This is a genomic window from Allobosea sp. Root670, assembly GCF_001429415.1.
Classification (GTDB): Bacteria; Pseudomonadota; Alphaproteobacteria; order Rhizobiales; family Beijerinckiaceae; genus Allobosea; species Allobosea robiniae.
Genome location: NZ_LMJU01000017.1, coordinates 106,967 through 130,903, shown reverse-complemented (window position 1 = coordinate 130,903; position 23,937 = coordinate 106,967). Strand labels below are relative to the sequence as shown.

The window sequence follows — 23,937 nt, the reverse complement described above, 5'->3', positions numbered from 1 at the left end:
GGCTTGTCCCGACCATCCACGTCTCGGCCGCCATCGTGTGCAAGACGTGGATACTCGCCACGGGGGCGAGCATGACGAAACTGCGCTCGTTGCTCTGGCAAGCCCTCGGGAAGAGGCCTAGCTGATAGTCTCCTGCAAGGAGACGGACATGCCCCAGACCTGGATGATCACCGGCGCCAATCGCGGCATCGGACTTGCCATCACCATCGAGTTGCTGCGCCGGGGCGATCGCGTGATCGCGGCGGCGCGCAATCCCTGGGGCGGGGCGCTGGCCGAGCTCGCGGCCGAGCATCCGGCGGCGCTGATTCCGGTCGAGCTCGACGTGACCTCCGACGCCAGCATCGCCGCGGCTAAGGAAGCCCTGGCAGGGCAGGCGATCGACGTGCTCCTGAACAATGCCGGGCTTTATGGTCCGCGCGACCGGCAGAGCGGGCTCGACGTCGATTTCGACGCCTGGCGCGAGGTCTTCGAGGTCAATGTCTATGCGCCGATCCGGGTGGCGCAGGCCTTCCTGCCGAATGTCGAGGCGGGGCAGGGCCGCAAGATCGCGACGATCTCCAGCCGGATGGGCTCGCTCGCGGCCAATCCCGGTAATGCGCTGATCTATCGCTCGTCGAAATCGGCGGTGAACATGGCGATGGTCGTGTTCGGCAACAGCGTGCGGGCGCGCGATGTCAGCGTGATGCTGTTCCATCCCGGCTGGGTCCAGACCGATATGGGCGGCAGCGGTGCCGACATCACGCCGGCCGAGAGTGCCAATGGGCTGATCCGTACCATCGACGCCTCGGGCATGGCTGAGACCAATAGCTTCCGCGACTATACCGGTGAGGCCATCACCTGGTGAGGGCAGAGGGTCTCAGTTCGCTCGCGTCGAGGCGAGCCAGAGTCCGCCGCCGACCAGGAAGCCGCCGCTGAGCTTCGACAGCAGCCGCACGCGGCTGCGCGACAGCAGATGGCCCGCCTTGCCCGAGAGCAGGGCATAAGCGCCATCGCTGAGAGCGGCGAAGGCGAGCGCCGTCGCACCCATGATTGCGATCTGGGTGGCGTGGTCGCGGGCAGGGTCGAGGAACTGCGGGAAGAAGGCGCCGAAGAACAGCAGCGTCTTCGGATTGCTGAGGGCGACCAAGGCACCTTGCAGGAAGAAGCCGCCGCGCGGAGGCTTCGCCGGCGCTGAGCCGTCGAGATCGGCGCCGGCCGAGCGGAACATCTTCCAGCCCAGCCAGATCAGGTAGGCGGCGCCAGCCAGCCTTACCCATTCGAACCAGTGGCCGAGCGCGGCGATGACCGAGCTCAATCCGATGCCGGCGACGAGGACCATGATACCGAGCCCGGCCTGTGTTCCTGCCACGTTGAGGAGGCCGGCGCGGGTACCGTGCTTCAGGCTGTTGGCGACGATCAGCGTGACCGTCGGCCCGGGAACGATGATGATGACGATGCAGGCGATGAGATAGGCGGCATAGACTTCAAGCGACATGGCGCTGGCCTCCGGCAATGCCGCACAGTGATCTGCCGAACTTGGCCGCCTGTCCAGATGCTTCGCCTTGCTGCAGGTGAGAGGTCGCGATGGTGCTGACGGGTTTTGACGTGAAGCCGCTGACGCCCGAACGCTGGAGCGATCTGGAGGATCTCTTCGGCCCGCAGGGGCCCTGCTATGGCTGCTGGTGCAACCATTTCCGCATGCCGCAGCGCTTGCGCAAACCCTTGCTCGGCGAGGGCGCGCGGCAATTGTTCGAGGATCGGGTCAAGAACGGGCCGCCGCCCGGCGTGCTGGCTTATGCCGAGGATAAGCCAGTCGGCTGGCTGCAGGTCGGCCCGCGCGCCGACATCCCCGAATGGAACAATCCGCGCCGCGCCTCGACGCCGCTGCCAGATGCGCCGGCCGAGGATATCGGCAACTGGGCGGCTTCCTGTTTCTTCGTGCGCAGGGGCTTTCGCGGCAAGGGCGTCACCGGCGCGCTGCTCGATGGGGCCGTCGTCTTCGCGCGGGAGAGCGGGGCGCGATTGATCGAGGCAGCGGCCATGGACAATCGGGACAAGCGCAGCGCGGAGGGGCTCTATGTCGGGCCGGAAAGCGTGTTCCTGCGCGCCGGTTTCATCGAGGTTGCCCGGCAGAAGCCGGGGCGGCCGTTGCTCAGGCTGGTACTGTAGGCGCCACGCGCTCCGGTCAGCGCGAAAGCTCGTTCAGGAAGGCCGTCAGCCGGTCGAGTGCCTGCTTCCCTTCCGGGCGGTCGAGATCGAACTGGTATTCATGCGGCAGCTTCGGCTCGGTTTCGGGCGGGAAGAACAGGGTGTCGACCCTGACGCCGCGGTCGCGCAGGGCCTGCGCCATCGCCGCCGATTGCGGCGCCAGCGGATCGCCGTTTCCAACCGAGATGAAGCTCGGCGGGAAGGCTTCCGTGACATAGCGCGGGACGGAGGCCTGGGTCAGGCGCTCGCTGTCCAGCGGGTTGGCCACGCCGAAATAGGCGGAGAGGACCGTGCGGACGAAGCTGCCGAACGGCCCGGTCAGGTCGATGGCGGTGAGGTCGAAGGCGCCGCAGAACAGCACCGTGCCCCGCAGGCTCGTGGGCGCGATGGCCGGCTTCAACCCGAGCAGTTCGCCATAGTCCTTGCCGGTCAGGCCGGCAGCGAGCTGGGAGGCGATATGAGCGCCGGCCGAATCGCCTGCGAGAACGATGCGCGTCGGGTCGAGGCCGAGGCGCTGCCCTTCGCGCTGCAGGAAGCCGAGCGCGGCGTTCGCCTGCAGGACCGGCGTGGGGTAGCGGCCGGTCGGCGCGCGGGTATAGCCGACCGCGACGACCGCGAAGCCGCGCCCGGCGAGGATCTTGAGATAGGGCGCGACATCTCCGCGATCCCCCGCGACGAAGGCGCCGCCATGAATCCAGACGACGGTCGGGCGCCCCGGTTCGATCCGCCCGCCGGACGGGAGATAGACGTCCAGCCGTTCGTCTTCCGCGCTGCCATAGCGGATGTCACGCTGCTCGCGGATGCCGAAGGGGACGTGGCCAGCGAGCGCGGCCGTGGTCTTCGAGGCGCCATAGCCGAAGGCGAGGCGCGTCAGCAGCGTCGTGGGCCAGGGCGACAGAGCGAAAGCGGCATAGCCGATGAAGGCAAGGCCGAGGCAGAGCAGCAGAATCCGTTTGGCACGTCGTCTCATGGTGCGAAGCTAGGCCGGCCCGCGATCCCGGGCAATCGGGTCGAATTCCGATCGGCGGGGCAACGGGGCTGATTATTGTATAACCGGCTAAACTATTGATATTATTGCGTCATCACGCTTCGCGTTAACCTCGTGTTCGTTTGCCTCTGCCAGATGGACGGCAGCTACGAGACTGAGGCGGCGATGCGGCGACTGGGACTGACGGCGAAGATCATGATTTTCTTCGCCCTGTTGGCTCTCGCCGGGGCGCTGGGCCTCGCCAGCGCCTTGCGTGGTTTCGATGAGGCAAGGCGCATCGATGCCGCCGCCTTCTCGGATATCCGCCTCGCCGGCAGCGCCTCGCTGTTGTCGAGCAGGATCGCCGCCGCCGCGCTGCTCAGCCGGGTCGACACGGATAGCTCCCCGCAGGAGATCGAGGCGATGATCGGCAAGCTGGATGCCGCCATCGAACTGGTCGACGCGGCACGCGCGCATCTGATCTCGGCCCTGCCGGCAAGCCTGCGCGAGGCCAATCCAACGCTCGATGCGCGGATCAAGACCTTCATCGCCTTCCAGCACGGCATCGTCGATATCGGCCAGCGGATCTCGGCCAAGGCCGCCTTGCTGGAGGCGGGCGCGGCCGAGGCCCGCATCAATGTCGACGAGATCGTCGCGACGACCGCCGCCTTGCGCGATGAGCTCGCCAAGCGGGCAGGCGAGACCTCCATCCGCGCCAGCGCGCGAGCAGAGGCCGTTCGTCTGCGGACGATCCTTTTGGCGGTCCTCCTGCCGCTGGGTGGCGGGCTTCTGGCCCTGCTGATGCTGCGCAGCCAGTTGACGCGGCCTCTGCGCAACCTGATGGAGGCGATCCAGCAGGCGGTGGCGTCCGATCGGATCATCGACGTTCCGCATCGCGACCGGGCCGACGAGATCGGCCAGCTCGCCCGCGTCGTGCGCCAGCTCAGCGAGATCCGGGCGACCTTGGTGACCCGTGAAAGCGAGGCCGACGATGCGCGGCGCCTCGAACTGCTCCGCAATGCGGAGCTTGCCGGGATCGCCGACGAGTTCGAGGCACGGCTCGGCGTCCTGCTCGGCGAGATCGGCAGGGCGAGCGAGACGCTCCGCATGGCGCTTCAGGACGCCGCTGTCCGCGTCCACCAGATATCGCGGAGCACCGAGACGGCGGCCGCGTCCGTCGATGGCGCGGGGATCGATGCGCGACGCTCCAGCGAGGCGGCGCTGCGGCTGGATTTCGTTGTCGGCCAGATCAATCGCGAGGTGAGACGGGTTTCGGAAATGGCGACCGAGGCGACCCGCGAGGCGGCCGGGACCCATGCGCTCGTGACGCGCCTGAGCGAAAACGCCGCCCAGATCCGCGATGTCGTGGGCATCATCGACGCGGTGGCGCGCCAGACCAATCTGCTGGCCCTCAACGCGACGATCGAGGCTGCGCGGGCCGGAGCTCATGGCCGTGGCTTCGCGGTTGTCGCCGCCGAGGTGAAGACGCTCGCCAACCAGGCGTCGGACGCGGCCGGGCGGATCGTCCGCCGAATTGCGCAAGCCGACGAGGCCCTGTCCCACGCGGCCGAAGCGGTTTCCGCGATCGGAGCCAGCGTCGCGGCGGTCGAGCAGACCGGGACGGAGATCGCTGCGATGGTCGGGTCTCATGTCGAATTGCTGGGCTCGCTCGGCGAGACCGTGGCGCGGATCTCGGACGTGACGGGCACGGCCGCGCTGGCGATGGGCGAAATCGCCGCCGCCAATCTCCAGACCGTCGGTCAGGCGGATACCGGGGCTGCGAGCGCGCAAGAGCTCGACGGGCGGATCAATGCCCTGCAGGCGGAGGCCGAGGCCTTCGTCAGGCGCCTGCGCGCGGCCTGAGCAGTTTCGACAGCGCCGGGCTTGCCTCGCGGGCCGACTCGGCCCCATCTGCGCCATGCCTTTTTCGACGATGGTCCCGCGATGAGCTGGTCGCCCCAGCAGGATATGGCTTTGACGGCTGTGGCGCGCTGGCTGCAATCCGGCGAGCCGCAGCTCTTCCGCATGTTCGGCTATGCCGGCACCGGCAAGACGACGCTCGCGCGCCATATCGCCGAGGCCGTCGACGGCGACGTCGTCTTCGCGGCCTATACCGGCAAGGCCGCGCTCGTGCTGCGCAACAAGGGCTGCGAGGGCGCGCAGACCATCCATTCGTTGATCTACCGCTCGCGCGGCGTCGACGAGGAGAGCCCGATCTTCGCGCTCAACCGCGACAGCGCGGCGGCGAAAGCTAAGCTCATCATCATCGACGAATGCTCGATGGTGGATGAAGAACTCGGCCGGGACCTGCTCTCCTTCGGCACGCCGGTGCTGGTGCTGGGCGATCCGGCGCAGCTGCCACCGGTCAAGGGCGGCGGTTTCTTCACCGAGCAGGAGCCGGACGTCATGCTGACCGAGGTCCACCGGCAAGCGGCGGACAACCCGATCGTGCGGATGTCGATGATCGTGCGTGAGGGCGGCCAGCTCGAGCTCGGCGAATACGGCCCGAGTCGGGTGATCCGGCGGGGCGAGATCAATCCTGAGATCGTCATGGGAGCCGATCAGGTGCTCGTCGGCATGAACAAGACGCGGCGCAATTACAATGCCCGCATCCGCCAGCTCATGGGCCGCACCGATAACATTCCCGTCGCCGGCGAGAAGCTGGTCTGCCTGCGCAACGACAAGAGCAAGGGTCTGCTCAATGGCGGCGCCTGGATCGTGCAGGAGATCAAGACCTCGAAGAAGGGGCTGATCACCATGCGCGTCACGCCGGAGGACGATGCCGGCGGCAAGGCGGTCAAGGTCTCGGTGCTGCCGAATTTCTTCGACGGCACCGAGGAGGAGGTGCCGTGGGAGCTGCGCAAGCACACCGACGAGTTCACCTTCGGCTATGCGCTGACCGTGCATAAGTCGCAGGGCTCGCAATGGGACGATGTCGTGCTCTTCGACGAGAGCTTCGCCTTCCGCGAGCACCGGGCACGCTGGCTCTATACCGGCCTAACGCGCGCGGCCGAGGCGATCACGGTCGTCGTCTAGACGCTGGAGTGAGAGAACGGCCATGGCGAAGGACGAGGTTCAGGACCCGGAGGCTTCCCGGCTGATCGACGCGAAGATCGAGTCGCTTGCCGACTGGCGTGGCGCGATGCTCTCGCGGATGCGGGGGCTGATCCGCGAGGCCGATCCCGACGTGGTCGAGGAGGTGAAGTGGCGCGGCGTACCCGTCTGGTCCCACGGCGGGATCATCTGCACCGGCGAGACCTACAAGAGCGTGGTCAAGCTGACGTTCCTGAAGGGGGCTTCGCTGGTCGATCCCACCGGCCTGTTCAATTCCAGCCTGGATGGCAATGCCCGCCGCGCTATCGACATCCGTGAGGGCGAGATAGTCGATGAAGATGCCTTCAAGGCGCTCATTCGCGAGGCCGCCGCGCTCAACATGTCAGGCAAGAAAGCCCGCTGAGCCGGACCGGATTGGCTAGAATTCGAGCAAAATGCTTTGAATTCGTCCCGGACTCGACCTGAAATCCGGCGAACATTGCCGAATTGTCATGAAAGCCGCCGGCTTTTCGCCATAGTCGATATCGATCCTCTTCCTCACGACCAGCGGAGGCCGTGCAGATGGCGGAAACCGGTGAGCTGAAGGCAGGGGCGATTGCGCTGCAGCGGTTCGGCCTGGGGGCGAAGCCTGGGCAAGGCGAGGCAGCGCGAGCGCAGATTCGCGACATGCTTCTGGCCGAGATCGCGGCCGGCAGCGTCGCGCAGCCCGAGGGCGTGACCTTTTCCGGCGCGGCCGAGATCGGCAAGGCGCTCTATGATTTCGAGGATCAGGAGAAGCGCGAGCGCGAGGCGCGCCGCGTCGCCCTTGCGCCACCGGCATCAGGCGCGCAGCAGGGCATGGAGGTCGCGGGCGCCGCGCCGCAAGGCCCGCCCGCTGGATCGCAGAACCAGATGGCTCCCGCGCCGAAACCTGCGAACGAGCCGGCTTTGCCCTACCGGACCTATCGCGACGAGGTGAAGGCGCGCGTCGACCTCGCGCTTGCAGCCGAGACCGGGTTCGGTGAGCGACTGGTGATGTTCTGGTCGAACCATTTCTGCGTCGGTGCGACGAAGAGCAACATGTGCCGGATCATGGCCGGCGCCTATGAGCGCGAGGCGATCCGCCCGCATGTCTTCGGCCGTTTCGAGGACATGCTGATCGCGGCGGAAAGCCACCCGGCGATGCTCGACTTCCTCGACAACCGCCAGTCGGTCGGCCCGAACTCGCCGGCGGGGCGGCGGCGCGGGCGCGGCCTCAACGAGAATCTCGCCCGCGAGATCATGGAGCTGCATACGCTCGGCGTCTCCGGCGGCTATGCCCAGGCCGACGTGACCAATCTCGCCCGGATCATCACGGGCTGGACGGTGGTCGGGCGCGAGGGCGTGCTCGGCTTTCCCGGTTCCTTCGCCTTCAATGCCGGCTTGCACGAGCCCGGCGTGACGCCCTTGCTCGGGCGCCGCTACGACCAGCCGGGCAAGGCGCAAGGCATCGCCGCTTTGACCGATCTGGCGCATCACCCGGCGACGGCCAGGTTCATCGCGACGAAGCTTGCCCGCCATTTCGTCGCCGATACGCCGCCGCGCGCTCTGGTCGAGAAGTTGGCGCTGGCGTTCCGGCAGGGCGGCGGTGATCTGTCGAGCGTCTATCGCGCCCTGGTCGAGGATGACGCTGCCTGGCGGGCGCCGGCCAGCAAGATCAGGTCGCCGCAGGAATTTCTGGTGGCCTCCTATCGTGCGCTCAATCGCAAGCCGGATTTCGGCCAGATCATCGGGCCGGTCGGCGTCATGGGCCAGCCCTTCTGGCAACCGTCCGGCCCCAATGGCTACGCCGACGACAATGCGGCCTGGGCCTCGGCCGAGGGCCTGAAGACGCGCGTCGATGTCGCCGCGGGCTGGGGGCGGCAGGCCGCCGGCTCCGTCGCCGACCCGCGCGTGCTCACCGAGGACGTGCTGGGGCCGCTGCTCTCGCCCGAAACGAAGCAGGCGGTGGCGCGGGCCGAGAGCAAGCCGCAGGCGATTGCGCTCCTGCTGATGTCGCCCGAATTCCAGCGGAGGTGACGCCGATGGTCGATCACGACGACGATGATTGCGAACGGATGACACCATCGCGACGTGCCGTGCTAGGCGCGGCCGGCGCGCTCTTCGCCTGGTCCTTCGTGCCGAAATTCGCCCATGCGGCCGCAGGAGCTCGCGATCCACGCTTCCTGTTGGTGATCCTGCGCGGTGCGCTCGACGGACTCTCGGCCGTGCCGCCGATCGGAGATCCCGATTATGCCGGACTGCGGGAGGGCATCGCGCTCGCCAAGGACGGGTCGGAGGCGGCGCTGCCGCTCGACGGCTTCTTCTACCTGCATCCGGCGATGCCGAATCTGGCGCGGCTCTACAAGCAGGGCCAGGCGACGATCGTCCACGCGGCCGCCACAGGTTATCGCGAGCGCTCGCATTTCGACGGGCAGGACGTTCTGGAGAGCGGCCAGCCGGGGGCCGGGCACACCGATAGCGGCTGGCTCAACCGCCTGATCGCGAACCTGCCGGCCGGCGAGGGCATTTCGCGCAAGGGCGTGCTCGGCGTCGGCGTCGTGCCGCCGCTGGTGGTGCGTGGCGATGCGCCGGTGCTGGGCTGGGCACCGCCACGGATGGCGCGCGCCGGCGGCGACCTGACGATGCGGCTCGCCGATCTCTACGGCCAGCGCGACCCAGGGCTGGCGCGCGCGCTGGCGCAGGCGATCGAGACCGAAGGATTGGCGCAGCGGCGCGGCATGGCCGGCGAGCAGAAGGGCGGCGGCGGGCCGGACACGGCCGAGGGCATGCGGCGCATCGCGGAGGGCGCGGCCGCGCTGGTCGGCGCCGATGACGGGCCGCGCATTGCGGCGCTCGCTTTCGAGGGCTGGGACACCCATGCGAACGAGGGCGGAGCCAAGGGACGTCTCGCCAATCTGCTCGGCGGGCTCGACGGTGCCTTCGCCGCCTTCGAGCAAGGGCTCGGTCCGGTCTGGAAGGACACGGTGGTGATGGTCGCGACCGAGTTCGGGCGGACCGCGGCTGTCAACGGCACGACGGGGACCGACCATGGCACCGGCACCGTCGCCTTCCTCGTCGGAGGCGGGGTCAAGGGCGGCCAGATCGTCGCGGACTGGCCGGGCCTGAAGCCCGAGCAGCTCTACCAGAACCGCGATCTCAAGCCGACGACGGATATCCGCGCCGTGGCCAAGGGCGTGGTCTATGAGCTCTTCGGCGTGTCCGGCCCGGTGCTGGCAGAGACCGTGTTCCCGGAGACTGGCGATCTCAGGCCGGTGCAGGGGCTAGTGGTCTAAAGAGCGCTGTCATTCTCGGGCAACGTCAGGCGCGGCCCGAGAATGACGTTTGAGCTCAAGCCCAGGCGCGCTGCTTCAGCTTTTCCTCATAAGCGTCGATCTTCGTGCCCTTCTCCATGGTCAGGCCGATGTCGTCGAGGCCGTTGAGCAGGCAGTGCTTGCGGAAGGGGTCGATGTCGAACTTGATCTCGCCGCCGTCCGGGCCCTTGATCGTCTGGTTCGCCAGATCGATCGTCAGCGTCGCGTTGGAGCCACGCTCGGCATCGTCGAACAGCATGTCGAGCTGCTCGGGCGTGACCTTGATCGGCAGGATGCCGTTCTTGAAGCAGTTATTGTAGAAGATGTCGGCGAAGCTGGTGGAGATCACGCAGCGGATGCCGAAATCGAGCAGGGCCCAGGGGGCGTGCTCGCGCGAGGAGCCGCAGCCGAAATTGTCGCCGGCGACGAGAATCTCCGCCTTGCGGTAGGCCGGCTGATTCAGCACGAAATCGGGGTTCTCCGAGCCGTCCTCCTTGTAGCGCATCTCCGAGAACAGCGCGGTGCCGAGACCCGTGCGCTTGATCGTCTTCAGGTACTGCTTGGGGATGATCATGTCGGTGTCGACATTGACCACCTTCATGGGCGCGGGGGTCGAGGTCAGGGTGGTGAAGGGCTGCATGGCGGAGACTCCGATGGGCCTTTTTGGCGATGTTCTTGCGGTGACGGAAATCAGAGCTGCGAGGTCAGCAGCTTGAAGCTGGCGAAGGTGAAGAAGGCGGCGAGGCAGGCCTCGGCCCGGCGGCGGATGCGGCGGTAGCCCGCGATCATCGATGCCGTGGAGAACAGCACGGCATAGAACTGGTTGATCGCGAGGGAGATCAGCATGCAGCCGCCGATGATGGCGTAGAGCACGACCGGCGGCGTATCCGGCCGCAGGGCGAGCGCGATGATCGCCGTCCAACTCAGGATCGCCTTCGGGTTGGTGATGTGCATGAGATAGCCGCGCAGGAAGGTGCGGCGACCTGAAGCGGCAACCTTCACCGGGGGCATCTCGGCGCGCATCGCCGAGCGGGCCGAGCGCCAGGCGAGGAAGAGCAGGTAGAGCCCGCCGACGATCTTGATGGCATAGAGCGCGCCGGGATGGGCCACGACGATGCCGGTGACGCCGACGGCGGCGAGGATGCCCCACGTCAGGGAGCCTGCGGTGACGCCGAGCGCCAGGGTGGAGCCGGCGGCGCGGCCGCGCTCCATCGAGGTCGCCATAACCTGGAGATTGCTCGGGCCGGGGCTCGCGACCGCGAGGATGAAGGCCGAGTAGACCAGCATCAGGCCGGGCAGGTTGCGGATCAGTTCGTCGAGCATCGCCTAGCGCTCCGCCGCGGCTTCGATGGCTTCCATGTCCTCGTCGGAGAAGCCGAAATGGTGGCCGATCTCGTGGATCATGACATGGCTGACGATGGCCCCCAGGCTCTCGTCATGCTCGGCCCAGTAGTCGAGGATCGGCCGGCGATAGAGATGGATGGTGTTGGGCATCTGGCCGGTCTGGGGGGAATAGCCCTGCTGCGGCAGGCCGACGCCGCTGAACAGGCCGAGCAGGTCGAACGGGCTCTCCGCCTCCAGCTCCTTCAGCACGTCGTCCTCGGGAAATTCGGTGACGTTGAAGATGACGTCCGAGCAAAGCGCGCGGAATTCCTCCGGCAGGCGGTCGAAGGCGGCCTGGGCCAAAACCTCGAACGCCTCCTGCGACGGCGCCTTGGCCCCGTCCCAGTCGATCTCCGCGGTTTTTACGACCCTGGCGTCCACGGCCCTGCCCATCACCAGATCTTCAATTGGTAGCCGAGCCACCAGGCCAGCACGATGACGCCGACGAGCGAGAGGGCGCGGCCGATGCGCCGGCCCCAGAGCTCGACCTTGTCGCCCTCGGGCGCATCGGCGCCCGAGAAATGATCGGCCGCCCGGCCCATCGAGGAGCCGAGCAGGCTTTCGCTGTCGCGCTTGACCCGGTCCAGCGCCGCCTTGGATTCGGCGGCGCGGCCGGTTTCGCGGGGATCGTTCGGCATGATGAGCTCCCCGCCTGTCCGCGTCAGCCCAGCGTGCGGACGTCGACGAAGCGGCCGGTGAGGGCCGCCGCCGCCGCCATCGCCGGCGAGACGAGATGCGTCCGGCCGCGATAGCCCTGACGGCCCTCGAAATTGCGGTTCGAGGTCGAGGCGGCGCGCTGGCCGGGCTTGAGCTGGTCGGGGTTCATGCCGAGGCACATCGAGCAGCCGGGCTCGCGCCATTCGAAGCCGGCGGCGATGAAGATCTTGTCGAGCCCCTCGGCCTCGGCCTGCTCCTTCACCAGGCCGGAGCCGGGAACGATCATGCCGTAGTCGAGGCTCTCATGGAGCTTCTTGCCCTCGACGATCTTCGCGACGGTGCGCAGGTCCTCGATGCGGCCATTGGTGCAGGAGCCGATCCAGATCACATCGAGCGGGATGTCGGTGATCTTGGTGCCGGCGGTCAGGCCCATATATTCGAGCGCACGCTTCTTCGAGGCGCGCTTGACCTCGTCCGCGATCAGCTCGGGATCGGGCACCGCGCCGGTGACCGAGATCACGTCCTCGGGGCTCGTACCCCAGGAGACGATTGGCGGCAGGTTGGCGGCGTCGAGGCGGATGACGCGGTCGAAATGCGCGCCCTCGTCGGTGCGCAGCGTTTCCCAGTAGCGGACGGCGGCCTCCCAGGCAGCGCCCTGCGGCGCCTTGGGGCGGCCCTTCAGATAGGCGAAGGACTTCTCGTCCGGCGCGACCATGCCGGCGCGGGCGCCGCCCTCGATCGACATGTTGCAGAGCGTCATGCGGCCTTCCATGGTCAGGCCGCGGATCGCCTCGCCGGCATATTCGATCACCGAGCCGGTGCCGCCGGCGGTGCCGGTCTCGCCGATGATGGCGAGCGTGATGTCCTTGGCGCCGACGCCGGGAGCAGGCGTGCCGTCCACCTGGACGAGCATGTTCATCGCCTTCTTCTGGATCAGCGTCTGGGTGGCGAGCACGTGCTCGACCTCCGAGGTGCCGATGCCGTGGGCGAGGGCACCGAAGGCGCCGTGGGTCGAGGTGTGGCTGTCACCGCAGACGATCGTCGTGCCGGGCAGGGTGAAGCCCTGCTCGGGGCCGACGATGTGGACGATGCCCTGGCGCTTGTCGAGCTCGTTGAAATACTCGACACCGAAGTCCTTGGCGTTCCTGGCGAGCGCCTCGACCTGGATGCGGCTTTCCTCTTCCGCGATGCCCTTGCTGCGGTCGGTCGTCGGGATGTTGTGGTCGACGACGGCGAGCGTCTTCTCAGGCGCGCGGACCTTGCGGCCGGTCATGCGCAGGCCCTCGAAGGCCTGCGGGCTCGTCACCTCATGGACGAGGTGACGGTCGATATAGAGCAGGCAGGTGCCATCTTCCTGCCGATCGACGACGTGGTCGTCGAAAATCTTGTCGTAGAGGGTGCGGGGTCCGGTGGTCGCAGTCATGGCTTGAGGCCTCGGTCTTCGGAAATCTGCGTGAAGATTGATGCGCCGGCTCGCTTTGGCCGGCACGCAAAAACGGTTCGCCTGTCGCCGGCCGCGCGGAAGCGGCCGGTCTCAGGCGCCGGTAAGGCCTGCGGCAATCGAGGCGGTAAAGCGGCCGAAAAAGCGCCATGGCAGCCGGGCATGGTCGTGCAGCGCGGCAAAATCCTGCGTCGTCGGCAGGGGCGGCAGATGGCCCTCTCCCTGCACGACGCTGAAGCGCTGCAAATGATGCTCACACGGCGACATGGCTACTGTTTAGCAGTTCCAATCAAGCCGGACAATCGGCGCCGTTGCAGCCGCGCCATCAGCGTGACGCAGAGGTGTCGACGCTGACCACCACGGACATGCCGGGCGCCAGCCGCTCCGCCAGAGGCTGGTCGGGGTCGACGGCGATGCGCACCGGCACGCGCTGCGCGATCTTGATGAAGTTGCCGGTGGCGTTGTCGGGGCGGATGACGCTGAACTCGGAGCCGGCGGCCGGCGAGAAACGCTCGATCTTGCCGGTCAGGCGGGCGTGACGCAGGGCATCGACGGTGAAGCTCACCGGCTGGCCGGCGCGCATGCCGGCGAGCTGCGTCTCCTTGAAGTTGGCGACGACCCAGACCTGGTTCGGCACCAGCGCCATCAACTGCGTGCCGGCCGAGACATATTGCCCGAGCCGGGCCGAGACTTCGCCGAGCCGCCCGTCCTGCGGGGCGATGATGCGGGTATTGCCGAGGTCGATTTCGGCGAGATGGACGGCAGCCTCGGCGCCCTCGACCGCTGCGACCAGCGACTGGCGGTTGACGATCGCGGTCTGGATGTCCTGCCGGGCGACGTCGACGGCGGCATTGGTCGCGGTGATCGCGGCGCGGGCCTGGTCGAGCGCCTGCTGGCTCTGGTCGGTCGAGGTCTGGCTGACGACGCCGCGCTCGCGCAGCGGCTCGATGCGGCCCCAGTTCGCCTCCGCGGTGCGCAAGGCCGCCTCGGCGCTGGCGACATTGGCGACGGCGGCACGCAGGCGGGCTTCGGCGGCGGCGCGCGACTGGTCGGAATTGGCGAGCCCGGCGCGCTGGGCGGCGAGGCCGGCGCGGGCCTGCTCCAGCTTCTGGGCGTAGATGCGATCGTCGATGCGCAGCAGCAGGTCGCCCCGCTTCACCGCGGCGAAATCCTGCACGGGCACTTCGGCGACATAGCCGGCGAGCTGCGGCGCGATGACGGTGACCTGGCCGCGGACATAGGCGTTCTCGGTGGTTTCCATCGCGCTGGAAAAGGGCGGCAGCCGCCAAGCGTAGAGGATCACGGCGAGGCCGGCGAGGCCGATGGCGAGCGCGATATAGGTCGAGACGGAGCGGAGGGTGCGGGACATGACGGGCTGGACGGTCAGGAGACGGGTTGAGGAGCGGGCGCGGCGGCGCGCTTGCGCAATTGCAGATAGGCGAGGTGAGAGAGGAGGCCGAGAAGGGCGAGGCTGGCAATGGCAGAGATCAGCATGAAGGCGTCGTTATAGGCGAGCACGATCGCCTCTTGCGTCGCCCGCTGGGCGAGCAGGGTCACGCCTTCCGCCCGCATCAGCGTCGCGTCGCTCAGGACATGGCTATAGGCGGCGCCGAGTTGATTGAGGCGTTGGGTCAGGAGCGGGTCGGACAGGACAAAATGCTCCGCCAGCATGTTGAAATGGAAACTGGTGCGCAGCGTGATGAAGGATCCGAAGAGGGCCGAGCCGAGAAGCCCGCCGATGCTCTGCGTGAACAGGAAGACGGTGATGAAGCTCAGGATGTAGATCGGGCCGCGCGCGATCGCGCCGCCCATGCCCTGCGCCATCGCCGCGGGCAGGAATAGGCCGGAGCCATAGGCGACCAGCGCCTGGCTCAGCCGGATATCGTGCGGCCTCGTCTGGCTGGTGGCGCCGCTGTCGAGCCAGGCGCCGAGAGCGACGCAGGCAAGCGCGGTGGCGTAGAACCAGTTCTCGCGACCGGGCCGCAGCAGGAGTGCGCAGGTGACGCCGCCGGCCAGGATCGCACAGAGGATGATCGTGTAGAGCGGCATGGTCTGTTCGTTCTGGATGCCGAGCGCCTGAAAGAAATTCGAGGCGCCGACCGTCTGTTCGGCCAGCACGATGCGCATCAGGAGGATGGCACCGGCGAAATGCAGCGTCGCCGGACTGGTCAGCCAGCGGATATCGATGAGCGGGCTGTCGCGATGCAGCTCGACGATCACCGCCAGCGTGAGGCAGATCACGGCGCAGGCGAAGAGCCAGCCGAGCCACGGGGCCTCGAACCACCAGTAGATCCGGCCGAGGCTCAGCGCGACCGCGATCGCGCCGAAGCCGATCGCGATCAGCAGGTAGCTGACGATATCGAGCGGGCCGATCCATTTGACGCGCGGCGGCGTGGTCAGCGGCAACGCGTAGACGAAGCCGAAGGCGACCATGGCGAGGCCCATCTCGAAAAGCGTCAACCCGTGGAAGCCGCCGAGCTCCAGCAGCCAGGGCGAGATCAGGCGCGTCACCGGGATGCCGAGCGTGGTGTTGGTCAGCGCCAGCGACAGGCCGACGGTGAGCTTCTTCTGCGGCGGCAGCGGTTCGATCATGTAGAAGAAGGCGAGCGAGGACATCGGCGCCGCCGCCATGCCGCTCATGAACCGCACGACCACGGCCGATGGCAGGTCATGGACGAAGACGAGGTTCAGGAAGGCGGCGAGGACGAAGCCGGCGAGGCTGATCTCGGCAAAGTTGCGCAGGCCGTACTGCATCCGGATCTTGATCAGCGCGATCGAGAGCGAGACGTTCGGAGCCATATAGGCGGCGATCAGCCAGTTGGTCTCGGCGAGGGTGGCGCCGAGCTCGCCCTGGATCTGGTAGACATTGGTGTTGACCAGGTTCGCGCCGATCTGCTGGGTCATGGCCAGTGTCACCGAAGCCAGCATATAGGCGAGCGCGCGGGCCGGCGGCATGGTGAGCCCCGCCGGTGGGGGCGCGGCAGCAGGCGCAGCGGTGGTTTCGGGCGTGCTCATGGGGCGGCGCTCCGCCCGGCGGCGATGTTGCGCGAGGTGCGGCGCAGGACGTCGAGCGCGGCTTCCAGCTCTTCCGGCGCGATGCCCTGCAGGATGCCGGCGCGCAGTTCGGTGAGGAAATTCAGGATGTCCTGTGCCTGTGCCCGGGCGCTTTCGGTCAGGAAGACGCGGCGTGCGCGCCTGTCGCCCTCGACGGCGCGGCGCTCGATCATGCCGTTGCGTTCCAGCCCGTCGAGGAGCCGGACCAGCGTCGGCTGCTCGATGTCGAGCAGGCCGGCGAGGTCGGACTGGATCGGGCCGTCTTCCCGCGCGAGCTCCATCAGCAGGCGTGCCCGCGACAGGGTCAGGCCCATGCCGCGGGCACGCTCGTCGACAAGCGCTCTCAGCTTGCGGTTGACGGCGGCAAGCTCGCCGGTGAACGCGGCCTGAAGCTGGATGAGGTCCATAGGGGCAACATAAATAGCATGCTAATGATTGTCATACTTATATGCGCGCATAGCGCATATCAAGTGACAATAAAGCCATTTGATATGCGATTTAAGAATGACTGTTTCGATCCACGGCAAAAAAAAACGCGGCCCCGAAGGACCGCGTTCCAATCTTTTTGCGCTGAGGCTTCGGCTTACTTGCCGGCGGCCTTCTGGCCCTTGGCGGGCTTGGCATCGACGCGCTCGGCGATGCGGGCCGATTTGCCGCGACGATCGCGCAGGTAATACAGCTTGGCGCGGCGCACCTTGCCCCTGCGGATGACCTTGATCGAATCGAGGTTCGGCGAGAACAGCGGGAAGACGCGCTCGACGCCCTCGCCATAGGAAATCTTGCGAACGGTGAAGCTCTGGTTGAGGCCGCCACCGTTGCGGGCGATCACGACGCCTTCATAGGCCTGGACGCGGCTGCGCTCGCCTTCCTTGACCTTGACGTTGACCTGCACGGTGTCGCCGGGCTGGAAGGCGGGAATGGCCTTGCCTTCGCTCAGCTTGGCAATCTGCTCGGCATCGAGCTGTTCGATGATGTTCATGGGTCTCTCCATGGCCGTTGTCGCGTGTGTTCACGCGGGCGTTACGGCGCGCTGTTTTCAGTTGAGTGCGGGGCCTTACAGGAGCTGGTGGCGTTTGTCGAGCGGCAATGCCGGCTTGTTGGCGGCGCTGCCGGCGTGCATAGCCTTTGCGGACCCGACACGCCACCGGACGACACGCCATGACCGATGCCACCCCGAAGACCGCGCTCGTGACCGGCGCCGCGCGCGGCATCGGCCTCGCCACGGCCAAGCGCTTCCTCTCCGAAGGCTGGCAGGTCGGCCTGCTCGACATCGATGGCGCCGGGCTTGAACGGGCTGCGGCCGAGATCGCCACGCCGGAGCGGACGCTGGTGCTGACCTGCGACGTGGCCATGCCCGCCCAGCTCGAATCGGCCTTCGCCGGCATGGCCAAGCGCTTCGGACGGCTCGATGCCCTCGTCAACAATGCCGGCACGGCGGTGTTCAAGCCGATGCTCGAAACCAGCCATGACGAATGGCAGCGGGTGCTGGCGGTCAATCTCACCGGTCCGTTCCTGGCGACGCAGCTCGCGGCGCGGACGATGGCGGACAATGGCGGCGGTGCCGTCGTCAATATCACCTCGATTTCGGGCCTGCGCGCCTCGACCCTGCGCGTTGCCTATGGCACCTCGAAGGCGGCGCTGGCCCATCTCACCAAGCAGCAGGCGGTCGAACTCGCGGGCCTGGGCATCCGCGTCAACGCAGTCGCGCCGGGGCCGGTCGAGACGGCGATGGCCAAGGCGGTGCACAGCCCCGAGATCAGGGCGGATTATCGCGATGCCGTCCCGCTCGGCCGCTACGGGCTGGAGGAGGAATTGGCCGAGGCGATCTTCTTCCTCTGCTCCGAGCGGTCGACCTATATCACCGGGCAGGTCCTGGCCGTCGATGGCGGCTTCGACGCTGCCGGCATCGGCCTCGCGACGCTTCGCGGCGAGCGGCGGAATCTCTGACGGCGGGTGCCTCGACGCCTTTACCCCATCGCCTCACGCTTCTTCAGCAGCTCGTTGAGCATGTCCTGCTGCTCGCCGAGCCGGTTGGCGAGCGCCTCCTCCACGGCGGCGCCGGAGGCTCCCGTCGCTTGTTCCATCAGCTCGGAGATATTGCGCCGGAGGAGGGCGATGCGCTCGTCCAGGTCCATTTGCGAAGCATTCTCGGGCATCGGCTGTCTCCATGCATCCCTACGGCCGCTGCGGCGGTCCGCCCATAGAATGTCCGGCGATCCTTCAGGTTCCCCGCTTCGGAGACGCAGGGAGCGTGCAGGTGCCGGCTCGCTTCTCGTGCGTGCAACCCGGCGGATCTCCCGATGAAATCATGGGTCTCGGCGGAGCGATAGTCGTTCCGATATCGATGACGGTCCGGGCCTCGCCCGTTCGCCGCGACCGCGCCGACAAAGCGCTTGCGTCCGCTCCCGATCGGCGCGAACCTCTCGTCAACTGCCTCTCCGACGGCCGCCCGACCCTGTCGGGCCCGAGCGACCGCCGCCCATCCGGCGTGAGCGCATTCGCGGTTCCCGCCGGCTTCCACCGCGCCGGAGCCGGGGCCGCTCGAACCTCTCCTCCATCGCGGCCAGCCCCGAAGGAGGAAGTCATGCCTGCATCGGCTCAGAATGGCGGTTCCGCAGACGGCACCCGACGCGCGGGGCCGCGGTGCATCGCGATCGTCGGCCCCTTCCAGAGCGGCAAGACCACGCTGCTCGAAAGCATCCTGATGCGATGCGGCGCGCTGACCCGCGCCGGCACGGTCAAGGGCGGCAACACGGTCGGCGATGCGGCGCCGGAGGCCCGCGCGCACCAGATGAGCACGGAGCCCACGGTCGCGGCCGTCGATTTCCTCGGCGATACCTTCCATTTCATCGACTGCCCCGGCTCGGTCGAATTCCTGCACGAGATGCGCCATGTGCTGCCGGCGGTGGATGCGGCCGTCGTCGTCTGCGAGGCGGATGACAGGAAGGCGCCGGCGCTCGAGCTCGTGCTGCGCGAACTGGAGGAGGCCGACATCCCGCGCTTCCTGTTCCTGAACAAGATCGACACGGCTTCGCGCCGGGTGCGCGAGACGCTCGGCATCCTGCAACGGGCCTCGCGGACGCCGCTGCTGCTGCGCCAGATCCCGATCTGGCAGAAGGGCATCGCGGTCGGCTTCATCGACCTCGCCCTGGAGCGGGCCTTCATTTACCGCGAGCATGCGCCGAGCGAGATCGTGCCGCTGGCCGTCGACGAGGCCGGCCGCGAGAAGGAAGCGCGGTTCTCGATGCTGGAGCGGCTTGCCGATTACGACGACGACCTGATGGAGGAGCTGCTGGGGGACATGGAGCCGCCGCGCGACCGCGTCTTCGACGATCTCGCCCGCGAGTTGCAGCATCGCCATGTCGTGCCGGTGCTGATCGGCGCGGCCGAGCGCGGCAATGGCGTGACGCGGCTGCTCAAGGCGCTCAGGCACGAGGCGCCCGGTCTCGCCGAGACACGCGGGCGCGCCGGCATCCTCGCCGAGGGGCCGCCGCTCGCCCAGGTGATGAAGACCTGGCATTCGAGCCAGGGCGGCAAGGTCTCGCTGGCGCGGGTGATGCGGGGACGGCTGGCGGAGGGCGATGTCGTGACCTCGTCCGGCGGGGCGGAAGCCCGCATCGCCGGTGTCCTCGCCCTGAAGGGAGCGGAGCAGAGCCGCAAGCCGGCGGCGATGGAGGGCGAGGTCGCCGGCTTCGCCAAGCTCGACGGCATCGCGACGGGCGAGGCCTTCATGCTCGGCAAGACGCGGGCGAGCGTGGTCAGCGCGGTCCCGCCGCCCGAGGCCGTCCACGCCTTCGCCATCGCCGTGAAGGACCGCAAGGACGATGTCAGGCTGGCGGCGGCGCTTCAGCGCCTGACCGAGGAGGACACGGCGCTCGCGGTGACGCAGGTGCCGGAACTCGGCGAAACCCGTTTGTCGGGCCAGGGCGAGATGCATCTGCGCGTGGCGCTCGAAAAGCTCGCCGGCCGCTATGGCGTGACGGTGACGAGCAAGACGCCGCAGGTCGGCTATCGCGAGACGATCCGCGGCCAGGCCGGGGCGCGGGGCCGGCATCGCAAGCAGAGCGGCGGCCATGGCCAGTATGGCGACGTGGTGATCGAGGTGGCGCCGCTGCCGCGCGGGGAGGGCATCCAGTTCGTCGACAAGATCACCGGCGGTGTCGTGCCGCGCCAGTATATCGGCTCGGTCGAGGCCGGCATGCGCGATTTCTGCGAGAAGGGGCCGCTGGGCTTCCCGATCGTTGATGTCGCGGTCGCCCTGACGGATGGCTCGTATCACACTGTCGATTCCTCGGACATGGCGTTCCGGCAGGCGGCGCGGCTGGCGATGAGCGAGGCGATGCCGCAAGCCAAGCCGGTGCTGCTCGAGCCGATCCTGTCGGTCGATGTGGTCATCCCTTCCGAGGCGATGTCGCGGGCTTCGGCCCTGATCTCGGGCCGACGCGGGCAGATCCTCGGCTACGACACGCGCGCCGGCTGGCGTGGCTGGGACCAGATCAAGGCGCTGGTGCCGGAAGCCGAAATGACCGGCCTGATCGTCGAGCTGCGCTCGGCCACCTCGGGCGTCGGCTCGTTCAGCGCGCGCTTCGATCACCTGGCGGAGCTCGCCGGCAAGCCGGCCGAGGCCGTGGTTTCCGCGCAGGCGCTGACCCTCGCGCAAGCGCGCTGATCCTGCCTCAGGCCCATCCTGCCCTCCGGGAGCCGTCATTCGGCTCCCGGTTTGGGCTTGATTTCGTGCGGTGCGAACTGTTTAGATGTAAACATTCGACGGTCGATGACGGTCGGCGCTTGCGCTGTCGGCTGCTGTTCCGCACTGTACGATCATGAAAATGCACCGGAACCCGCCCCGAGGCGGTCAACCGGGCAACTGGAGGGAACGATGACTGCGACTGGCGCCACGCAGGCCAGGAATGCCTCGCGCCCGTGGCTTGCGCATTATCCGCCGGCCGTGCCGCCGGAGCTCGACGATGCCAGGATCGGGACGCTGGCTGACCTGATCGGCTCCGCTTGTTCGACCCATGCCGATCGGCCGGCGTTCGAGAGCTTCGGCAAGACGATCACCTTCGCCGAGACGCGTCGCGCCGCTGAGTCCTTCGCCGGCTGGCTGCAGGCGCAGGGCCTGAAGAAAGGCGATCGCGTCGCCCTGATGATGCCGAACATCCTGGCCTATCCGGCGGCGATCTTCGGCGTGCTGCTCGGCGGCTTTACCGTAGTCAACGTCAATCCGCTCTACACGGCGCGCGAGCTGACGCATCAGATCAACGATGCCGGGGCGCGGGTGCTCGTGGTGATCGAGAACTTCGCCCATGTCGTCGAGGAGGCGAAGCCGAACCTGAAGCTCGACGCCATCGTCATCGCCACGGCCGGCGACCTGATGGGCTTCAAAGGCAAGATCGTCAATTTCGTCGCGCGCCGGGTCAAGAAGGTGGTGAAGCCTTACGGTCTTCCCGGCTCCATCGGTTTCCAGCAGATCCTGCACGGCGGTGCCCGGATGACGCCGGTGACGGTCGTGCCTGAGGATGTCGCCTTCCTGCAATATACCGGCGGCACGACCGGCGTCGCCAAGGGCGCGACGCTGACGCATCGCAACGTCGCCGCCAACGTCCAGCAGGCCGGCCTCTGGCTCGAATGGATGCTGGAGCCGCCTCTCGGCCGCAGCGACTACCAGCACGTCATGGTGACGGCGCTGCCGCTCTACCACATCTTCGCGCTGACCTGCTGCTGCATGTTCCTGCTGCGCATCGGCGCCAAGAGCCTGCTGATCGCCAATCCGCGCGACATACCCGGCTTCATCAAGACGCTGAAGGCGAGCCGTTTCACGCTCTTCTCGGGGGTCAACACGCTCTACAACGCGCTCGCCAACCATCCCGAGATCAAGGAGGTCGACTTCTCCGAGATGCGCTTCGCGGTCGCCGGCGGCATGGCGACGCAGGCCGCGGTCGCCAAGCAGTGGAAGGCGGTGACCGGGCGCCCGATCATCGAGGGCTACGGCCTGTCGGAGACCTCGCCGGTCGCCACCATCAACCGGCCGGATATCACCGAGTTCAGCGGTACGATCGGCTTTCCGATTCCCTCGACCGAGATCGCGATCCGCGACGCCGAGGGCAACGACATGCCGCTTGGCGAGGCCGGCGAGATCTGCATCCGCGGGCCGCAGGTGATGGCGGGCTACTGGAACCGCCCGGACGAGACCGCCAAGGCGATGACCGCCGACGGCTATTTCCGCAGCGGCGACGTCGGCATCATGCTGCCGGACGGACAGACCAAGGTGGTCGACCGGATGAAGGACATGGTCCTGGTCTCCGGCTTCAACGTCTATCCGAACGAGGTCGAGGACGTGCTGGCCTCGCATCCCGGCGTGCTGGAATCGGCTGTCATCGGCCTGCCCGACGAGCATTCGGGCGAGGCGGTGACCGCCTTCGTCGTACGCAAGGACCCGACCCTGACGACGGATGCGCTGCGGGCCTACTGCAAGGAGAACCTCACCGGCTACAAGGTGCCCAGGCAGATCTTCTTCCGCGAGAGCCTGCCCAAGACCAATGTCGGCAAGGTTCTGCGCCGGGCGCTGCGCGAGGAGGTCGTCGCCAGGCGCTGACGCTGGGCGACGGTCGACAGCCGGTCGGGCAACGTGCCATCTCTTGTCGGCTTTCGCCGGGACGGGTGACCGTCTCGCGCCCCCGGAGATCCTCGCCGCTTGCCCCACCGCCTTACCGAATTGCCGCTGCTGCGCCGTCTGAAGCCCGGCCTCCATGTCTATGAGGAAGAGGCGTTGAACGCCGAGCCGGCGCTCGCCCTGCTCGGCGAGCCGATCACGCCGGTCGATGCCTTCTTCATCCGCAACAACGGCCATCTGCCGGAGATCGACGAGAGCGGCTGGACGCTGACCGTCGATGGCGAGGTCGAGCGCCCGGCCGTGTGGACCGTTGAAGGCCTGCGCCAGCGTTTCGAAACTGTGACGCTCACCGCTGTCCTGGAATGCGCCGGCAATGGTCGCTCTCGCTTTTCGCCGGCGACGGACGGGCTGCAATGGCGGCTCGGCGCCGTCGGCTGCGCGCGTTGGACCGGGGTCAGGCTGGCGGACGTTCTGGAACATGCCGGCCCCAGGCCGGGCGCGGTCTATACCGCCCATCACGCACCGGACCGCCAGATCGGCAAGCCGGAGAAAGCTGCGCTCTCGCGCGGCCTGCCGATGGCCAAGGCGGTGGCTCCGGAAACCCTGATCGCCTTCGCCATGAATGGCGAGCCCTTGCCGCGCCTGCATGGCGGGCCTTTGCGCATCGTCGCGCCGGGCTATCCCGGCTCGGCCTGGCAGAAATGGCTCGACCGGATCAGCCTTCGCGCCGTCGAGCATGACGGCGAGAAGATGCGCGGCACCGATTATCGCCTGCCGATCCAGCCGGTTCGCCCGGGCGAACCGCTCGATCCGGCGAATTTCGCTGTCATCACCGACATGCCAGTCAAATCGCTGCTTACGGCGCCGCTAGACGGCTTCGTGACGAAGCAAGGCGAGCGATTGAAGGTCGCGGGCTTCGCCTGGAGCGGGGCTGTTCCGCTGGAATCAGTCGCAGTTTCCAGCGATGGTGGCGAAAGCTGGCAGGATGTCACATTGCAGGCCGGTGAGGGACGCTTCGCCTGGCGGCGCTTCGAGGCGGAGATCGTGGCTGAACAGCCGGGCCCCTTCGTCGTCATGGCGCGGGCGCGCGATGCCGAGGGCGGCGTCCAGCCGCTGGAACCGGTCTGGAATCCGCGGGGATACTGCAACAATCAGGTCCAGCGGGTGCGTGGCTCCGTGGTCGCGTGAGGCTTTGAACCTTTTGGCGGGTTGCCGCGTCTAAGAAATGGGTCTGCCATTCCGGGCATGGCTCTGCCGCCTCGGTCACTCC

At 67.6% G+C, this 23,937-nt stretch carries 24 protein-coding genes; 11 read left to right on the top strand and 13 right to left on the bottom strand.

Going from position 1 to position 23,937, the window contains the following annotated elements; translation table 11 throughout:
• Positions 1-148: 148 nt before the first annotated feature.
• Positions 149-844 carry an SDR family oxidoreductase gene (locus tag ASE61_RS18470; protein WP_061969413.1) on the top strand — a complete coding sequence of 232 codons (696 nt, stop codon included), beginning with the start codon at positions 149-151 and terminating at the stop codon, positions 842-844.
• A 12-nt stretch (positions 845-856) separates the two neighbouring features.
• On the opposite strand, the gene ASE61_RS18465 is transcribed toward ASE61_RS18470, so the two are convergent.
• Positions 857-1,474, bottom strand: a complete 618-nt coding sequence (locus ASE61_RS18465; RefSeq protein ID WP_061969411.1) for a LysE family translocator — start codon at positions 1,472-1,474, stop codon at positions 857-859.
• A gap of 89 nt (positions 1,475-1,563) precedes the next feature.
• On the opposite strand from ASE61_RS18465, the gene ASE61_RS18460 reads away from it, so the two are divergent.
• Positions 1,564-2,148, top strand: a complete 585-nt coding sequence (locus tag ASE61_RS18460) for a GNAT family N-acetyltransferase (protein WP_061969409.1) — start codon at positions 1,564-1,566, stop codon at positions 2,146-2,148.
• 16 nt (positions 2,149-2,164) lie between these two features.
• Here the strand turns inward: ASE61_RS18460 and ASE61_RS18455 are convergent, their stop codons facing one another.
• Positions 2,165-3,157 carry an alpha/beta hydrolase gene (locus ASE61_RS18455; RefSeq protein WP_061969407.1) on the bottom strand — a complete coding sequence of 331 codons (993 nt, stop codon included), beginning with the start codon at positions 3,155-3,157 and terminating at the stop codon, positions 2,165-2,167.
• A gap of 213 nt (positions 3,158-3,370) precedes the next feature.
• On the opposite strand from ASE61_RS18455, the gene ASE61_RS18450 reads away from it, so the two are divergent.
• From ASE61_RS18450 to ASE61_RS18430, 5 genes are all read left to right on the top strand, one after another.
• Positions 3,371-5,017 (top strand): methyl-accepting chemotaxis protein, encoded by a 1,647-nt coding sequence (locus tag ASE61_RS18450; protein ID WP_162260124.1) that lies wholly within the window; start codon positions 3,371-3,373, stop codon positions 5,015-5,017.
• A gap of 81 nt (positions 5,018-5,098) precedes the next feature.
• On the top strand, positions 5,099-6,190 hold the full coding sequence (locus ASE61_RS18445; protein WP_061969403.1) for an ATP-dependent DNA helicase: 1,092 nt from the start codon (positions 5,099-5,101) through the stop codon (positions 6,188-6,190).
• A 22-nt stretch (positions 6,191-6,212) separates the two neighbouring features.
• Complete coding sequence (locus tag ASE61_RS18440) at positions 6,213-6,611, top strand: DUF1801 domain-containing protein (protein ID WP_061969401.1); 399 nt, start codon at positions 6,213-6,215, stop codon at positions 6,609-6,611.
• Between the two features lie 158 nt (positions 6,612-6,769).
• A complete protein-coding gene (locus tag ASE61_RS18435) occupies positions 6,770-8,245 on the top strand; it encodes a DUF1800 domain-containing protein (RefSeq protein WP_061969399.1) in 1,476 nt (491 codons plus the stop codon).
• 5 nt (positions 8,246-8,250) lie between these two features.
• The gene (locus ASE61_RS18430; RefSeq protein WP_061969397.1) at positions 8,251-9,501 is read left to right on the top strand and encodes a DUF1501 domain-containing protein; all 1,251 of its coding nucleotides are present in this window, start codon (positions 8,251-8,253) and stop codon (positions 9,499-9,501) included.
• A 55-nt stretch (positions 9,502-9,556) separates the two neighbouring features.
• On the opposite strand, the gene leuD is transcribed toward ASE61_RS18430, so the two are convergent.
• The 10 genes from leuD to rplS all read right to left on the bottom strand — a co-directional run bounded on the left by leuD (position 9,557) and on the right by rplS (position 17,033).
• Positions 9,557-10,159: a 3-isopropylmalate dehydratase small subunit gene (leuD, locus tag ASE61_RS18425; protein ID WP_061969395.1), complete on the bottom strand. Its 603-nt coding sequence runs from the start codon at positions 10,157-10,159 to the stop codon at positions 9,557-9,559.
• A gap of 50 nt (positions 10,160-10,209) precedes the next feature.
• Entirely contained in the window at positions 10,210-10,842 is a 633-nt protein-coding gene (locus ASE61_RS18420) for a LysE family translocator (protein WP_061969394.1), read from the bottom strand.
• A 3-nt stretch (positions 10,843-10,845) separates the two neighbouring features.
• Entirely contained in the window at positions 10,846-11,295 is a 450-nt protein-coding gene (locus ASE61_RS18415) for a metallopeptidase family protein (protein WP_082617550.1), read from the bottom strand.
• Positions 11,295-11,540 (bottom strand): hypothetical protein, encoded by a 246-nt coding sequence (locus ASE61_RS18410; RefSeq protein WP_061969392.1) that lies wholly within the window; start codon positions 11,538-11,540, stop codon positions 11,295-11,297. Before ASE61_RS18410 ends, ASE61_RS18415 begins: the two co-directional genes overlap by 1 nt.
• 23 nt (positions 11,541-11,563) lie before the next feature.
• Positions 11,564-12,982 (bottom strand): 3-isopropylmalate dehydratase large subunit, encoded by a 1,419-nt coding sequence (leuC, locus tag ASE61_RS18405; protein ID WP_061969390.1) that lies wholly within the window; start codon positions 12,980-12,982, stop codon positions 11,564-11,566.
• Positions 12,983-13,093: 111 nt separating this feature from the next.
• Positions 13,094-13,246, bottom strand: coding sequence for a hypothetical protein (locus tag ASE61_RS26600; RefSeq protein ID WP_156407152.1), 153 nt, complete (start codon positions 13,244-13,246; stop codon positions 13,094-13,096).
• Between the two features lie 79 nt (positions 13,247-13,325).
• The gene (locus ASE61_RS18400; RefSeq protein ID WP_061969388.1) at positions 13,326-14,369 is read right to left on the bottom strand and encodes an HlyD family secretion protein; all 1,044 of its coding nucleotides are present in this window, start codon (positions 14,367-14,369) and stop codon (positions 13,326-13,328) included.
• 14 nt (positions 14,370-14,383) lie between these two features.
• Positions 14,384-16,015 carry an MFS transporter gene (locus tag ASE61_RS18395; protein ID WP_061969386.1) on the bottom strand — a complete coding sequence of 544 codons (1,632 nt, stop codon included), beginning with the start codon at positions 16,013-16,015 and terminating at the stop codon, positions 14,384-14,386.
• Entirely contained in the window at positions 16,012-16,461 is a 450-nt protein-coding gene (locus ASE61_RS18390) for a MarR family winged helix-turn-helix transcriptional regulator (protein WP_061969384.1), read from the bottom strand. Before ASE61_RS18390 ends, ASE61_RS18395 begins: the two co-directional genes overlap by 4 nt.
• Before the next feature lie 176 nt (positions 16,462-16,637).
• Positions 16,638-17,033, bottom strand: coding sequence for a 50S ribosomal protein L19 (gene rplS, locus ASE61_RS18385; protein ID WP_061969382.1), 396 nt, complete (start codon positions 17,031-17,033; stop codon positions 16,638-16,640).
• Between the two features lie 179 nt (positions 17,034-17,212).
• Here rplS and ASE61_RS18380 point away from each other — a divergent pair, with 179 nt between their 5' ends.
• Positions 17,213-18,001 carry an SDR family NAD(P)-dependent oxidoreductase gene (locus ASE61_RS18380; RefSeq protein WP_061969380.1) on the top strand — a complete coding sequence of 263 codons (789 nt, stop codon included), beginning with the start codon at positions 17,213-17,215 and terminating at the stop codon, positions 17,999-18,001.
• 20 nt (positions 18,002-18,021) lie between these two features.
• Here the strand turns inward: ASE61_RS18380 and ASE61_RS18375 are convergent, their stop codons facing one another.
• Positions 18,022-18,210, bottom strand: coding sequence for a hypothetical protein (locus ASE61_RS18375; protein ID WP_061969378.1), 189 nt, complete (start codon positions 18,208-18,210; stop codon positions 18,022-18,024).
• Between the two features lie 428 nt (positions 18,211-18,638).
• On the opposite strand from ASE61_RS18375, the gene ASE61_RS18370 reads away from it, so the two are divergent.
• From ASE61_RS18370 to ASE61_RS18360, 3 genes are all read left to right on the top strand, one after another.
• Positions 18,639-20,723: an elongation factor G gene (locus tag ASE61_RS18370; protein WP_061969376.1), complete on the top strand. Its 2,085-nt coding sequence runs from the start codon at positions 18,639-18,641 to the stop codon at positions 20,721-20,723.
• A gap of 210 nt (positions 20,724-20,933) precedes the next feature.
• On the top strand, positions 20,934-22,649 hold the full coding sequence (locus ASE61_RS18365) for an AMP-binding protein (RefSeq protein ID WP_061969374.1): 1,716 nt from the start codon (positions 20,934-20,936) through the stop codon (positions 22,647-22,649).
• 99 nt (positions 22,650-22,748) lie between these two features.
• The gene (locus tag ASE61_RS18360) at positions 22,749-23,855 is read left to right on the top strand and encodes a sulfite oxidase (RefSeq protein WP_082617549.1); all 1,107 of its coding nucleotides are present in this window, start codon (positions 22,749-22,751) and stop codon (positions 23,853-23,855) included.
• The last annotated feature ends 82 nt before the right edge of the window (positions 23,856-23,937 follow it).